The sequence below is a fragment of the Ancylomarina sp. 16SWW S1-10-2 genome (assembly GCF_009669305.1).
Taxonomy (GTDB): Bacteria; Bacteroidota; Bacteroidia; order Bacteroidales; family Marinifilaceae; genus Ancylomarina.
Window position 1 is genome coordinate 235,278 of the sequence record NZ_SADB01000003.1, and the last position, 15,505, is coordinate 250,782.

The following is a 15,505-nucleotide window of genomic DNA, read 5'->3' on the forward strand; positions in this document are numbered from 1 at the left end:
AATAGGTATTCATTTCTACCACTCTTCTTCTTCTACTTCTTCTTCAACCTTTGTTGAAAGTCTATAATATGCTTTAAAGATATCCAAGCTCGGTTTTAACTTGTTGAATTCTGGTAACTCGGCAAGCTCTTCATCTATAATGTCGAACACTTTATAGTTAGCAATTACAATACATTTTTTAATTCCTCTTGTAATGGCGACATTTAATCGGTTAGGACTATAAAAAAAGTCAAGGCGTCTTTTCGACTCCAAAGGATTAGAATTAGCCATACTGTAAATTATATAATCTCGTTCTTGTCCCTGCATTCTATCAACCGTGTCGATAAATAAGGATTCTGAGTTTTCCATATCTAAATCGCCAATTGTTGTATTGAGTGCCTTTTTAATTTCTCTTACTTGCGCTCGGTATGGTGTAAGTATTCCTATATTTTTAAACTCAATTCCATCAGATAGTAAGTCATTTACTATTTCGGCGACGATATCAGCTTCGTATGGAGATCTGCCTTTAGAATCAAATTCATGATGAAGATATAAGACTTTAGAATCCTGATGATTTATAACTTCAGAATAACACTCGCTTTCAATGTGCTTATTAGATCCATTTAAAGCAATACCAGAAGTCAATTCATTATTGTAAAATAAAGCATTGGGAATTCTGATTAGCTTCTCATTTAACCTATACGATATGTTTAATAGAGTCTTTTCATTTGGGTATAGTCTAACCAAACGGCTAAATATTGATTCCGAAAACATGGAAATGCCAGTTCCTGAAGGCATAATAGGGTCAAGTTGTTGATGATCCCCAACAAAAATAAATTTATTTGTTTTTGACATGACTGATACGGCCAAAGGAATACTCATTTGTGCCGCTTCATCTATCAATGCCACATCAAACTCCCAATTATTTAGGCGTTTCGACGCTGGATAACACATACAGTAGGGGGTGCCACCAATTATAATTCCACCTTGACTGACATAAGGGTTATTTCGATATTTTTCCAAAGGTAATCTAGGAAACCTAGTCAAGTATTGATTATCGATAATTTCTGCAGCTTGGTATTTTTCACCAATTTTCACCACTTTGGTTTTATCTCTTACCTTTTTGGCTATTGCACTTAAGCAATTATTAATGGCAGTATGAGTAGGAGCACTAACAAAAACTTTTTTACCAGATTCTACTAAAAGTTTTGCTATGTGTGCAATGGTTTCTGTTTTACCTGTGCCAGGAGGGCCTTGTATAAGATGAAATTTAGGTGAACAGATAGCTTTTTCTACTGCTGTATTCTGCGATGTATTTAAGCTTGTATACTGAAATGTGGAAGAACTAGAGTTTCCCAATTTACCAGCTAATAAGAGTTCAATATTATTACGTCGAATATTATCATTTTCTAAATTACCAGCAGTAGCTGATAATAATTTTAGTGTAATCGATGTTTTAACGACATTTATTTCCCAATGGTTTTGATTATAATCCTCAGAATCGATATAGCATTCTTTTACATCATATTTGTTTGGTGCAAGGATGAAGTTATCAACGGTATCCTCAATAATTTCCATCTTGAATGCATTATTTCCATTGCTAAGAATTACTTGTCCACCTTCGCGGAATTTAGAAATATTATTATCGCAATAGATTTTAGCCGATTTAATGAATTGATAAGGATAATCTAATTCAGGACAATATGGATTAGGAGCGCCATCAAAAAAACCAAAAACAACCTTTAAGTTGTCCATCGTAACCCCTTTGGCTACTCGTTCGTCAAGCGGCAGTTTTATTTGCTCATCAAAAGACTCATCATCCTTGGTTTGTTGAATCTCAATTGCTTCTTTAAACTCATTAATTACTGACATATCTATATTTTATGGTTGATGGAATTAAGTATAATAGAGACTTCTTTACCCATATTTACAAGGTTTACACGATGATATTTGTCAAACTTTTCATGCAATACGATTAAGTTCATTGATGATACTCGCAAACCATGTTTTTTTTCGAGCATATATTTGTAAATATTTTGCTGTAAAGCGTACTTGTAATAGCTAGAATTATCGAGATAATTTAATTCTGATAAGGCATACCCATGGCCATACTTTTTGGGATGACCATCTATAATTAGTTTCTTACTCCGTTTCCAATCAACAATTAAGTATTCATCTTTATTTGGCTTTTTAAATAAGGCATCTATGGTACCTGCAACGTTGTAGTCATCGAGCAAAACTTTTTTTTCTGCTTCTACAAATTCAAACCCTTTAGCAACGACTATTTGTTGGTAGAAGATTTTAAACATGTCAAATTCCTTAGATATGTCAAATTTATTAGTGATAGTATTGTATGGGTTACCATTCAAGAAATTTTCAATTTGCTCATGCATATATGTTCCTTTTTCCGATGCTTCATCTCTCATTTTCAGAAACTCATCCAATACCTCTTTTTCACTTCTTTCTTCTATTTTTGCTTTGTTTTGAATATATCGTTCCGTGTCAAAAGGGAAAAACCGTTCGATTAGGGTTGTAACAGATATGTACTCTGCATTTCCTGTTTCATCTTTAGCATGATGATATACATGAGCTTCATCCTCAAAGGCAATATTATTTTGAGCGTTTGTAGATTCAAATTTCTTGGTTCGGTTTATATTGTCCTCAATAGCCTCAGTATCGTTTATATCTACAACTATTTTTGAAGTTGGAATTTGTTTGCCAAACCTTTCAATGTCTAGGTATTTTTCTCTATAATGTTCTTTTGCCCATCGAACTGCTTGCTGTTGATTCCATTGCGGTTCTGAAACACAAGAGGAAGATTCTACTAAGCGATAATTAACGATTGAATTGATTACATCCTTTATGTAGGTAATGCATTCCGCTTTCTGCAAGTGTACTTGTCGTTCAGTAAATCGAATGATGATCCATCCACTTTCTGTAAAAAACAAATCTCTAGTATCGTCTTTTTTAACGATTTCATCAGTTTTTTCGTCCTGATTAAAATTATGCGTAGGGAAACGATAATAGCCATCGTAAGGTTCGTCTATTTCAATATCTATATATAAGTTAAGTGCCTTGTTTATTAATACAATGTCTGGTTCGTAGGGCCTATTATAGAACGGAATAGCCATGTGTAAATCAATATCAACTTCTACTTCAGGAATATGGGTAAGTATAGCTTCGTGGAAATCGTTTTCCTTGTATCCTTTCCCCATTGCACGACCTTTGCGTGGAAGCTTTAATAAAGCACCCTCTTTTGGCATTTTTACAACGGGATAAGTATAATGATCTGTTTGTACGAAAAAAGAATTTGGATGATAGCCTATTCTTAAATCATCAGATTGTTCTGGATTAACAAGAGAATCGATTCTTAAAACATCTGTCTCAACCACATTATCATTACTACTGCTATCTTGAGGTCTCTGTTTCGGGGAACCGTTTGATGTGCCTTTTCTCCTTGTATGACCTTTGCCTTGAGTTCCTCTACTTGGCGTGTTTTTTTTATCTGTTAGGGATGGTAATTCGTTCTCCTTCTCATTTGTATCGGTAGGTTTGCTTTTTAACTTATCATTTTCAGGTTCCGAGGGTGCAGAGTATTCGCACGTTGGCTCGTCAGCTTTATTTTCTTTTTGTTCTTCCTTATTTTCTGGCTCTTGCCCATTTGTTTTTTCCTCTTCGGTATCTTCAGGTACTGATGATGCCTCTGTTTCTAGGTCAATGGGCAGGATAGGTGCTTGTGTCGCTTTTGCCTCGTCATCAAGCTTATTTTTCCTTTCTTGAAGCTCTTCTTCTATCTCAATCTTTCGTTGTTCACATTCTTTTTTCCAGGCTTTTTCTACTTCCTGAAAAAATATAGCGCGCTTCTCCTCTTTTAACTCAGCAGGCGATTCAACTTCATATTTTTTTAATAGCTTATTAAAATATTTCAGGTAAATCTCCTGCAATAAGGTAAGCTGTCGCTTAAAAAAGTCAACAGCTCTATCAATCAAATTATGTTCTTTATTCTCCGACATCAATTTAAAATATCTGATTAATTAAACTCTTTTGTAAGGCTTGGAAAGTATATTACCATTCCCATTTATCAACTAGTTTAGAAAAGTTCTTTATCATGAAATAGTCAGCAAGGAAGTATTCTGTTGTTCCATGTTCTAGCTTACCATTTTCAGTATAATATTCTATTTTTGCAGTTTTACTATCGATTTTAATTATGCGACACTTTAGATCAATATTAGCATATTTCACATGATGAATTATGCAATCTTTGGTTCTTACTGTTTTACAGCTCATTTGATTCTCTTTTTTTACAGAAACTTTCTTTCAGTAATAATCTTATTTAGCTTATCGTTTGTTTATAAGCTGTAGGACTATCACTGACTTAAAATATCTGATTAATTAAACTCTTCTGTAAGGCTTGTGAACTGTTGATTTTAGATTCTATAATTGATTTATTATCACTCATAGAGTTCAACTGATTTAATAAATCATTAAGGTTATTATCTATGTTCATTCTCAAAAACAATTCTTCAATATCAGAGGGTTTTAGGTTGTTAATTGCGGAACCAGATAAAATTCTTTTAATAGCGTACCTATAACTTAGACTGTGGAGAAGATGCTTAAGTATAGTTCCATTTTTTTTAGATTTGGGTCTTAATCCAGCACAAAATGAACCAATCGATACAACTTCATCTGCACCATTGAATTGAGCTGCTTTCCCGACTAGTTCTTTTGACCCATTGGACATGCAAATTGCAAAGTCTCCTTCTCGAAGTATTTGTAAATCTTTCACTTTGCTAATTGATAGAATTCTTATATCATTATAGTTTATTTCTGATTTGAAGATATTGTTTGATCTTAAAATAATGCAGCTATCTTCAGTATAATTTTCTAGTAAATCTTCTGGTTTGAAATTTACACCACGAATTACATCTAATAATTCAGAAAAATATACTTTGTTTGAATCTTTATTGATCAACCTTTTCTCAATTGTAGAAATGTAATTTTCTTCTAGCTTTTTTAAAACCTCCTTTTCCTTTTCAATCACATCATCCATGGCCCAAAGGAGTTCGGCCATTTGTTTTTGTTGGTCTTTGGGTGGGAGGAGGAATTCTTGATTTTTTAAATCACCCCAATTGATTGTTGGAGAAAGTCCACCTACCGAAATATCGACCATACGGTGCATAAACTGATCGGAATGTAAAAAGAACGGAAATAACTCAGGTTCAATGACCTCTGAAATAGCTCTAAATACAAAAGCATGAGCAGAGCAGATACCATCAAAATCTACAATGGCTGCTTTTCGTTGGTAAGCTCTTCGCTTTCCGAAAATCACATCACCAGGATAGCATCTTAGTTTACCACCTTTCACATCTGAAGGCACTCCAAAGCGTTTAATGTGTAAATCATTAGCATCAATATGTTCTAAGCCCACATAAATATCAACATCAGCTTCATCGGGTTTTACTGTTTTTGAAATTTTCTCGGCAATTTCTTCAAAACGAAATGTTTGCCAAGTTGTTTTATCAATATTCTTCAAATCTAAATTTTGCATAGCTACTTCCATATTAATTTAAGATTTGAAATAAGTCATTCATACTTTCTTTTAGTTTCTTTGATTCTGCGTCCCAGTTTGTTATGGCTTCTTTTAAAGTTATTTGTTGTGTATCTCCATTTACATTACTTACATATTGAGCAATATTCAAACTTCCTTTATTAGTAAGTATTTCATCTGTTGAAACAACTTTGCAAAAGGTCTTAATGTCTTTAAAGTCTTTATAAGTATTGAAAATTTTATCAATATGTTTTTGCTCTAAAAAAGCAATATTCTTTTCCTGTTTTACTTCTTTTAATGCATTTACAATTAGGACTTTTCCTTTTCTGTTTGTAGGCTTATTGTTATTGGTAATCAGTAAACAAGCTTCCATGGGTGAGTTGTAAAATAAGTTTGGCCCTAAGCCAATTACACATTCTACCAAATCTTCCTCAATCATTTTTCGTCGCATAATAGCTTCGCTATCTCTAAACAAAATACCATGAGGCCAAAGAGAGATAGAACGTCCGTTGTTTTCATCCAAACTCTTTTGCATGTGTTGCTGAAAGGCATAATCGGCACAACCCTGTGGCGGTGTTCCCCATAGGTTACGACCGTAAGGGTCGTTGGTAAATCCTTTCTGGTCCCAGGCTTTTATGGAGTAGGGTGGGTTGGCCAAAATAACATTGAATTTTTTCAGTTCGTCGTTCTCCAAAAATGCGGGTTGAGCAAGTGTATCGCCACGAACAATACTAAATTCCTCAATGCCGTGTAAAAACATATTCATACGAGCAATAGCAGAAGTAATCAGGTTAATTTCCTGTCCGTATAATTTTAGGTTACGGTATTCTTTGCCCTCTTCTTTTAAGTGTAATGCACAATTCAATAGCAAGCCACCAGAACCACAAGTAGGATCGTACACGCTTTCGCCTGGTTGTGGGTTCATGATCATGGTCATGAGCTTTACCACGGTGCGATTGGTGTAAAACTCGGCTGCAGTGTGTCCGCTATCATCGGCAAATTCTTTAATCAGATATTCGTAGGCATTACCCAATTTGTCGTCGGGAACGGTACTCATATTTAGTTTATGCTGAGAATAATGTTCTACTAAATTGATTAAGGTTTCATCGCTTAGACGTTCTTTATTGGTCCAGCTGGCATCGCCAAAAATACCATATAAAGTATCGGGGTTCGCTTTCTCAATTTCACGCATGGCATTTTGCAAAGCCATACCTACATTGGTAGTTGTTTCGCGAACGGTGTTCCAATGTGCTTGTTCGGGAACCACAAAGTGGTGATTCTCGGCAAAGGCAGCATATTCCGCATCGCCATTACTTTCCTTTAAAGCCACTTCAAATTCTTCATCGTACACATCGCATATACGCTTAAAAAACATTAATGGGAAAATATATTGTTTGTAATCTCCTGCATCAATAGTACCGCGCAATGCAGTAGCCGCACCCCAGAGATATTTTTCTAATTCTTGTTGTGTCATAATAATTTACTATAATCTTTGTGTTTATCTGGTATACTGCTGTTCACTGGAAACGGCATAGCGTAAATTTTCATTTCATGTTTATTAATTCTTATACTTCCAATTTGGCCAAATATTTTCTTTGTTTTTTCTCTATGCTTCCCCTCTTTTATTTTAATACTTCCTAATTCTCTCCATCTTCCTTTTATTTTTTCGGGATATGCTTTAAAAAAAGCATCGGTAACTTTTTGTCCCATAAGAGCTATTTTTTTTGTTTTATGCTCAGCCAATTTAGCAACTAACTTTTCAACAGCACCAGCTGGGATGGTAACGTTGTTCGATTTTGAATCATAACAGTCATCTACAAGATCAGCAAATCCATATTTGTTCTTACCCGAGTAATTGTGTTTCTCAAAAATTTCATCAGCCAACCTTGTTTTGTTTACATTTTTTGTGATTGTAGTAAGTCTTGAATCGTCTAAAATATTCCAAAAACCACGATTATTTGAAAATATTGCCCCATTCTCTTTTGCTTTTTCAGTAGGATTAAGACCCACAAAGACAACATCTAAAGGATATCCTTTTAATCTATTTAATGAACTCATATTGTTACTGAATAAGTTTGGTTAGAGTTTTTTTAAATCTCTCTTCTGCCTTCAAACTTTCATTCCAGGCTTGTTTTAAATCAGTCATCGCTTCTTCAACAGAAGGTAGATTATCTTCTATAATTTTCTCCACATAGAGAGGAATATTCAAGTTGAAATCATTCTCTTTGATTTCTTCAATACTAGCTACCTTGACATGATTTTCTACATCTTGATAAGAATTGTACCAATCGAATATTTGATTGACATGTTGTGGTTCCAAAAAGTTTTGCGCTCGGCCTACACGAATTTGGTCTGAAGCATCAATAAATAAGATTTTCCCTTTTTTCGAGACTTCCTTATTTTGTTTGAATACCATTACACAAGCAGCTAATTGTGTTCCGTAAAAGATATTTTGACCTAAGCCAATTACTGCTTCCAATAAATCTTGCTCCAAAAGCGCTTTACGAATCTTACCTTCGGCTGCTTTTCTAAACAAAGCTCCATGGGGTAGTACAATGGTCATACGACCTGTACTATTCATCGATTTTATCATGTGTTGTACCCAAGCCATATCACCATTTCCTTTAGGAGGAACACCTGCTATGTTTCTTCCATAAGGATCGTTGGCCCAATTTTCGGCTCCCCAATTTTTTAATGAGAATGGAGGGTTTGCAATAACACAATCAAAACTTCTTAGTCCATCGCCAGAAAAGAATCCTGGATTTCGAAGTGTATCGTCTCTAATAATTTGAAAATCTTCAATGCCATGCAAGAACATATTCATGCGGGCAATAGTGCTGGAAGTCAGGTTTCTTTCCTGTCCAAACAGCTTAAGAGTACGGTAATCATTGTTTATCTTTTTCAAATGATCAACACATTCAAGCAACATACCACCAGTACCACATGCTGGGTCATAAATACTTTCTCCTTCGTTAGGATCTAGAATCAGTCCTAATAAATGCACCACCGAACGAGGCGTATAAAATTCTCCAGCCTTTTTATTGGTTAAATCGGCAAAATGTTTGATTAAGTATTCGTAAGCATTTCCTAATAAATCTGGATCAACCTTTGAATTAGCAAGTGTGTATTGAGAAAAATGTTCAATTAGATCGATAAGTAAACGATCTGATAACTTGTTCTTGTTACTCCATTGTGCATCACCAAAAATGCCATATAATAATTTTTGATTGGCCTGCTCAATTCCTCTGAACGCTTTCTCAATTGCCAATCCAATGTTAGTGGTCTGTTCTCTAACGTCTTTCCAATGACAGCCTTCTGGTATCTCAAAGCGATGCAATTCGGAAAAGGAAGCGTACTCTAAGTCGCCATCCGATTCAGCTAAGGCCTGTTGATACTCTTCAGAGTAGACATCAGACAATCGTTTGAAAAATAAGAGAGGGAATATGTATATTTTAAAATCTGAAGCATCTACAGGTCCTTTAAGAATCCATGCCGCTTTAGATAAATATTGCTCAAGTTGTGATAGTGTTAATCGTTCTTTATTCATACTTGTTTCAACTATAGGTTCTTGCATCTTTGTGTTATGCAGGTTTAGCTATAAAGTCTACTGTTAATATAGTATAGACTTTTATTAGTCATTCTCTTTTTTTGATACAAAATTAAAAGTGACTTTCAAAAGTAATCGCTTTTCAGATAAGATACCCTTTTAAAACCCGTTTTTTTGTGAAATCATAACTGATGCACTGCTTTCATTAGAGTTTTGATATACTGCATTTTGATTTGCTGATAAGACTTTGTTTACTTATTATGAACTTAAAAGTTGGCTTTTTATATTGATTATAAATAGGTCGAAAAGAATTGTAAGGCGATGTTTTGTTAAACTTATATGTACTTTTATTCATCAATAAATTTTCTGCGAGTACTTTAATTTCTAATGAAAATTGAGTATTCTTGGATTCAAAAATAGTTACTGTGAAATTTAAAACAAAACGAATGATTGGGAGTCTTAATAAACACCAAGAAATAAAAAAGCAGTAAAAAGAAGAATCAATCAACTTTTTACTGCTTTTATAATGTAATCTACTTTTTCAGTGGCTTCTATGGAGTATCATGTTTTTTTACGATCATTCCAGAAATAAGTATGTCTTTGTAAAGTGATTCACATAAAGGTAGAGGATACATATCTTGATATATTGACTCAATTTTAACTTTAAATAGGGTTTGGAGAGGGTATGCTCTATATGTATTCATCCAAATCCATGCATTATATGTTTGATCTTCTAAAGGTGTATTGTTGCCTTCTGGTATGATTAAATCTGCTTTTGTCCAATGTTTATTCTTTCCCCATTTAATGGATACATAACAATTCTTTCCCCTTAGCATGTGAAATTCTTCAATACTTAATTTTAGATCAACGTCATAATGAGGAACTGGTCTTGATGTCATTACTTGATTTTTAGTTATTTATTCAATTTTCGATAAAAGACATATTCATACGTTGCAAAATTATTGACACTTGACATTAATATCAACCTTTTATTTAATTAATCTTAAAAATAAACTTCAATTTATTGAGTAATTGATAAGATCTCCCGAGAATTACATAAAATTGGTTAATATAATTCTAAACCTAGTGTCCCCATTTTTGTTGCAAGTTCACCTTTATGGTATTACTATAAACTTGACAGGTTTGACATAATTGTGTTTGTCCTATTTTTAGTAGATTGCAAAATCTAACTATACTAGACAAAATATATATTTTAAATCACTATGTTTTTCTAGTTTGATCATTAAATTAACGAATATGGATATTAAAGAATCAATCGAGATATTAGAAGCTTTGGCAGCTGGGTTTTCACCTGTGACAGGAGATCAAATTGAAGAAAATTCAGTTTTAAATGAGAGGGAGGTTATAAGAGCTCTTCAGTTGGCTATTGTTGAGATGAAGCATATTATTAAAGATAAGGAAATTAAAAATGATGTGATTATTTCTGATAAGGAGGTTATAATTAGTGAAGAGGAGTTGAAAACAGTTATTAGTCTGTTTCAGAGTTTAGAATATAATCCTACATATAGTAGACTTACTCATTTTTTCCTTAGAACAAAGCAGTTTGATTTTCCAGAATTAAATACTAGTGAGTATTATGGAAAATATGTTAATGACTACTCGAAAAATGATCTTAATGCTTTCCTAAAAAGTTTTCTAACAAAAAATGGATATACTTTACATGGAAAATTAAAAACTGCTAAGGATGAAAGTCCTTGGAAAGGGATTGATTTTTTTAAAACAGAAACATTTAATCATCTCACCGAAAATGGAATAAATCAGCTAAAGTCAAAAATTAATGAATTGGGTATTCTGAAAGTTGAAAATGTATCTGAATATATAACTAATGCCAGGAAGAATTACCCAAGAGCATATGAATCATGGGGAGATATAGAAAAAGAACTATTGAGTAAGGCTTTAGATTATACAAATGATCTTTCGCTATTGGCAGAATGTTTTCAGAGGGGAAATGGATCTATTGAATCTTTAGGGAAAAGGATTATCTACGAGAAACAGCAAAGCGAACTCTCTGGTAATGAAAAAGACATTGATTAAGAGTTAGACTGAAGTCTATTCAGAATCAAATCCTATTACTTAGAAAAAATTGAGACTCTAAATGAATGATATAAAAAACTGGATTAATTATTACCACAATAGTTTAGCCGATGGAGCAAGAATGGATATCGCTGCGTCGGAATGTGATGCAGGTGATTTCTTTAATTCTTTTGAAGAGGTAGATTCTGAAGCGATTAAGGTTCTATATAAAAAGCTTGAGTCCCAAAAGAGAAGGAAGAAAACATCTCCCAATGAAGAAGATCTTGATTTAGAGGTCATTCTCGCACCCTGTCATTTAAAGGCAGCGTATTCTCATGGCGTGCAGAAAAAGAATATTCAAAAATCTTATCCATTTTGGATACCTGCCATAATTAACAATAAGGGAGAAATATTACCACCTCAGGAGAAAGATAAAAAGCCTTGGTTTGTTAGGGGCGTATTAGAACCCGTAACCTACGACGATAAATATTTCCCGATAATTAGCTCTGTTGCAAAGCTTGATGGAGTGCTTGATGAATATAAATTCTGCTATGATTCGTGGGAGTTATATTGGAAATCGTGTGAAGATTTTTTTGAGAAAGTAAGTGATTGTAAATTTAATACTTGTAAGAAGGATGGTTTTGTGAGCAGTTCATCTATTTGCATCATTAAAGCTAAAGATTTTGTTGTGGCTCAGCAGGTACTGGGTTTGTATGACGATTTAAAGGGTAATAGGAATATGCCTCCAATAATGAATCAGCTTCTCTCTTTTAATAAAGAAAAGTATAATGAAATTCCTGCCGCTACTGAATTGTTTTGCCATAAAGGACATTACGGACAATACAATAATGAGTTTCCTTTAAGCCATTCTCAGCGTAAATCGATTCTTCTACACGAACAAGGAAAACTTGGAAGTGTATTAGCGGTGAACGGCCCTCCAGGCACTGGAAAAACGACCCTTTTGCAATCGGTAATAGCTAATGAGTTGGTTAAATCAGTGCTCAAAAGTAAGAAGCCACCTCGCATAATTGCGTCATCAACAAATAATCAGGCCATAACGAATATACTTGATAGTTTTGGAGGTGATTTAAAAAGATGGATTCCTAATATGAATTCGATTGGAGCTTATATGATTGGTAGCGATCCTATAAAACAGTCTGATTCATTAAAAAAAGGTTATCAATTATTGACTAAGACCAATGGTTTATTTAGTGGTCATTATTTAGACAATTTTCACGAAGCCGATATAGATGAGTTTGAGGACTATTTTAATCAATTATTCGACAACTATTTTGAGAGTCATTTGTGTGAGAATATAAAGGACAAAACAAAGTTTTTAAAGAATCAGGTCATTTCTCAAACACGAATTGTAGATGATATTCTAGATTTATATGCTAGAATACAAGAGCTGGAGCAAAAATATTTCCCTTTATCAGACTTGTCTTTAAATAGTGATGAGTTGACTGAAAAGGTTGAAACAAAAAAAGAATTAGAGATTGAATTAATAAAACTCAAAGAATTTAATAAGACTTATGAGGATTTTTGTGACGCTAATAGTTTAACGAAAACACTGAGTTTGATTCCTTCATTTAGAAAGAAATTTGATCGAAAATTTGCTCTGTTCTTGCAAGTTTCGTCTTATACAAAATTTCAAACGCTTGAATCACAAGATGACTTAGAGGAGATTCTTTTGTTTGAAATACAGAACGGAAATCAAAAAATAGCCGTTTTAAATAAAGAGATAGAGGAGAAGGAAAAGCTTTTTTCTCAAATGGAAACGCTGTCTTCAGAATGGAAGAAGAAGTCCGAAATTCTTTATGAAAAATGGAATGTCTATTTATCGGATAAGAATCAAAAACTTGTAGATATTATTGTCGCTGAGTTCAATACATTAAGTCGAATTGAACAGATTAACCGAATATTAGATGTTTCTTTTAGGTACGAGGCATTTATCAATGCACTGCATTACTGGGAGGCAAAATGGTTAATAAAACAACGAAAAGAAGAGTTGATTATTAATAAAGGGAAAAAGTCAAAGGTAAATACGTTTGAGCGTATGAGTTACCTGACGCCATTGTTTATTTCCACGTTTCATTCCTTGCCAGGATTTTGTTCTTATATGAGTAAAACATCTGATGATTGGATTCAGAAACCCATTTATGAATTGTTCGATTTATTGATTGTTGATGAAGCAGGGCAGGTGTCTCCTGAAATTGCAGTACCATCCTTTAGTTTAGCGAAGCAAGCTTTGGTTGTTGGTGATATTCATCAGATTGAACCCGTTTGGACAATTGCTTATCCAAAAATTGATGAAGGAAACCTACAGAAATCGATGTTATTATCTGAATCAAGTTTTTACGATTGGCAAAATAAAGGTGTTTTATGTTCATCAGGTAGTTTGATGCGCTTAGCTCAATTGGCTTCAAATTATCAGGTGAATGACTCTTTAAAAGGCGCTTTATTAACAGAGCATCGTCGTTGTGTAGATGAATTGGTTGCTTTTAGTAATGAATATATCTATGATGGCTTATTAGAGCCAAAAGTCGGATCATTTGATGGCATCACGCTTAATAAAATGAATGATAAGAGCGAGTTACTTGAACTTAAGCTGCCTCCGCTGTGTTATTTGAACATTAGGGGCAAGTCCGATAAAAAATATGGAAGCACCTATAATGTAAATGAAGCTGAAGGAATAGCCAAATGGATTGCCTTATGGGGTGAGGTTATTGTTGATCATTATAATAAAGGAAAAAAAACGAATAAAAGGAAAACATTAAAAGATATTATAGGTATTGTAACACCATTCTCAGCTCAGAAAGGAGAGATCTTAAAGCAGCTTAAACACTATCAAATTAAGGATACAATAACTGTTGGTACCGTGCATGCTTTACAAGGTGCAGAACGAGAAATGGTTCTATTCTCACCTGCTTATGGTATAAATCATAAGGGTGGCTTATTTTTCGACAATGGTTTTAATATGCTCAATGTGGCTTTAACCAGAGCGAAAAAGCACTTTATAGTTATGGGTAATATGAGCTTGTTTAATCCTGCCTTGAGCAAGAAACCATCTGGTGGTTTGGCAAAGTATTTATTTGCCGATGAGAAAAATGAACTTTCATCCTCATTTCTATTTGACCAAGAGAACCTTAAGTCAGATAATCGAGTGAGTACATTAGATGGACATGTAAAATGTTTAAAGGCTGCTTTTAGAAGCGCCAAGAAACGTATTGTTATTGTCTCTCCTTTTATCTCCATTAAAGCCATTGAAGCGGATGAATTATTGGAAAAGATTTTAACTGTGACGACTAATGGTGTTGATGTGCTTGTTTATACAGACAAGAATTTAGATGTACATGGTGGAAAGTTGAAGACGGCTTCTAAGCTTGGTCGTGAAAAACTTATGGAGGCAGGAGCTCAATTAAAAATTCTTAATGGAATTCATAATAAGGCAATTGTGATGGATAATACTGTATTGGTCGAAGGCTCTTTTAATTGGTTATCGGCGGTAAGAGATAAAACAAATCCCTATTATCGATTCGAAGTCTCTCAAATAATTAGAGAAGGCGAAGCTAAAATGCAAATTGCGCAAATAGAGGAAGAATTGGCTCAAATAAAGAGTAATTAGGAGGTTAGAATTATAGAGGATATTGATGTTTTATGAAGAAAACAGAAAAAATCTTATTGGGAGCAACTGCTATTTTATTTAAAGTAAAATAGTTTTGATAAAAAGGGGTGTTTTTGTAAAAACTATTTACTGTTATGGAAAATAGTTACTCTCTTTAAAACCTCTTAATAGCTTATATTAAGGGGTTTGTTTTTACTATTCATTGTGTATTTATTGTCCCAAAATGGAAGTGACAAAATTATGTGCAGTACATCTAACTATAGATATCCAAAGGCAGTTGATGACATGAATCGTATAATCGAGTTTAAAAAATATGCGAATATTGGGGTAAGGGGAATTTACAGCTAAAACGACTGTGGCTCGATTTTGCAATCAGGAATGTGCTGATATGATCTTACAAGAACAGCAAAAGGGAAAGTGATTTTGTTATCACATTCGATTGTCAAAATTTAAAGAGCAAGCCAAATGCTATCAGAAAGAAAAGCAACAAATTGATAAGGCTGATCGAGTTTATAAAGAACTGATGATTAGTGAGAACTGCTTATAATCGGATTTTTTGAAAGAATTGTTGTAGCAGATTAGAGCAAGAAGTTAGGATAAAGAAACAAGTAAAAAGTATCAAATAAAGAAGAGGTGGTAGTTGTTGATGTTTTGTAATATTGTTGAAGTAATGCATGTGCACTTTAGGGTGTTGAGATGAATATGCCAACTAAGGGCAATATGATCACTTTCTCACTTTAATCTTTGAATATTTATAAAGGGCATACACTAT

The 15,505-nt window shown here is 33.7% G+C and carries 10 protein-coding genes; 2 read left to right on the plus strand and 8 right to left on the minus strand.

What is annotated here, in order from left to right; genetic code table 11:
* Positions 1–15: 15 nt before the first annotated feature.
* The 8 genes from EMN46_RS03855 to EMN46_RS03890 all read right to left on the minus strand — a co-directional run bounded on the left by EMN46_RS03855 (position 16) and on the right by EMN46_RS03890 (position 9,973).
* Positions 16–1,851: an ATP-binding protein gene (locus tag EMN46_RS03855; RefSeq protein WP_154199350.1), complete on the minus strand. Its 1,836-nt coding sequence runs from the start codon at positions 1,849–1,851 to the stop codon at positions 16–18.
* Between the two features lie 2 nt (positions 1,852–1,853).
* The gene (locus EMN46_RS03860) at positions 1,854–3,992 is read right to left on the minus strand and encodes a hypothetical protein (RefSeq protein ID WP_154199351.1); all 2,139 of its coding nucleotides are present in this window, start codon (positions 3,990–3,992) and stop codon (positions 1,854–1,856) included.
* 52 nt (positions 3,993–4,044) lie between these two features.
* Complete coding sequence (locus tag EMN46_RS03865; RefSeq protein WP_154199352.1) at positions 4,045–4,266, minus strand: hypothetical protein; 222 nt, start codon at positions 4,264–4,266, stop codon at positions 4,045–4,047.
* Between the two features lie 88 nt (positions 4,267–4,354).
* Entirely contained in the window at positions 4,355–5,527 is a 1,173-nt protein-coding gene (locus EMN46_RS03870) for a restriction endonuclease subunit S (protein ID WP_229130264.1), read from the minus strand.
* Between the two features lie 13 nt (positions 5,528–5,540).
* Complete coding sequence (locus EMN46_RS03875; RefSeq protein ID WP_154199354.1) at positions 5,541–7,001, minus strand: class I SAM-dependent DNA methyltransferase; 1,461 nt, start codon at positions 6,999–7,001, stop codon at positions 5,541–5,543.
* On the minus strand, positions 6,998–7,585 hold the full coding sequence (locus tag EMN46_RS03880; RefSeq protein ID WP_154199355.1) for a uracil-DNA glycosylase family protein: 588 nt from the start codon (positions 7,583–7,585) through the stop codon (positions 6,998–7,000). Before EMN46_RS03880 ends, EMN46_RS03875 begins: the two co-directional genes overlap by 4 nt.
* Before the next feature lie 4 nt (positions 7,586–7,589).
* A complete protein-coding gene (locus tag EMN46_RS03885) occupies positions 7,590–9,101 on the minus strand; it encodes a class I SAM-dependent DNA methyltransferase (RefSeq protein WP_229130265.1) in 1,512 nt (503 codons plus the stop codon).
* Positions 9,102–9,625: 524 nt separating this feature from the next.
* The gene (locus EMN46_RS03890; protein ID WP_154199356.1) at positions 9,626–9,973 is read right to left on the minus strand and encodes a hypothetical protein; all 348 of its coding nucleotides are present in this window, start codon (positions 9,971–9,973) and stop codon (positions 9,626–9,628) included.
* A gap of 358 nt (positions 9,974–10,331) precedes the next feature.
* Between EMN46_RS03890 and EMN46_RS03895 the strand changes: the two genes are divergently transcribed.
* Together EMN46_RS03895 and EMN46_RS03900 are read left to right on the plus strand one after the other, a co-directional pair.
* Positions 10,332–11,129: a hypothetical protein gene (locus tag EMN46_RS03895; protein ID WP_154199357.1), complete on the plus strand. Its 798-nt coding sequence runs from the start codon at positions 10,332–10,334 to the stop codon at positions 11,127–11,129.
* A gap of 61 nt (positions 11,130–11,190) precedes the next feature.
* Positions 11,191–14,733, plus strand: coding sequence for an AAA domain-containing protein (locus EMN46_RS03900; protein WP_154199358.1), 3,543 nt, complete (start codon positions 11,191–11,193; stop codon positions 14,731–14,733).
* Positions 14,734–15,505: the final 772 nt, after the last annotated feature.

Coding starts and splice junctions, on each gene's coding strand:
- EMN46_RS03855 (WP_154199350.1), bottom strand. CDS start 1,851: ATGTCAGTAATTAATGAGTTTAAAGAAGCAATTGAGATTCAACAAACC.
- EMN46_RS03860 (WP_154199351.1), bottom strand. CDS start 3,992: ATGTCGGAGAATAAAGAACATAATTTGATTGATAGAGCTGTTGACTTT.
- EMN46_RS03865 (WP_154199352.1), bottom strand. CDS start 4,266: ATGAGCTGTAAAACAGTAAGAACCAAAGATTGCATAATTCATCATGTG.
- EMN46_RS03870 (WP_229130264.1), bottom strand. CDS start 5,527: ATGCAAAATTTAGATTTGAAGAATATTGATAAAACAACTTGGCAAACA.
- EMN46_RS03875 (WP_154199354.1), bottom strand. CDS start 7,001: ATGACACAACAAGAATTAGAAAAATATCTCTGGGGTGCGGCTACTGCA.
- EMN46_RS03880 (WP_154199355.1), bottom strand. CDS start 7,585: ATGAGTTCATTAAATAGATTAAAAGGATATCCTTTAGATGTTGTCTTT.
- EMN46_RS03885 (WP_229130265.1), bottom strand. CDS start 9,101: ATGCAAGAACCTATAGTTGAAACAAGTATGAATAAAGAACGATTAACA.
- EMN46_RS03890 (WP_154199356.1), bottom strand. CDS start 9,973: ATGACATCAAGACCAGTTCCTCATTATGACGTTGATCTAAAATTAAGT.
- EMN46_RS03895 (WP_154199357.1), top strand. CDS start 10,332: ATGGATATTAAAGAATCAATCGAGATATTAGAAGCTTTGGCAGCTGGG.
- EMN46_RS03900 (WP_154199358.1), top strand. CDS start 11,191: ATGAATGATATAAAAAACTGGATTAATTATTACCACAATAGTTTAGCC.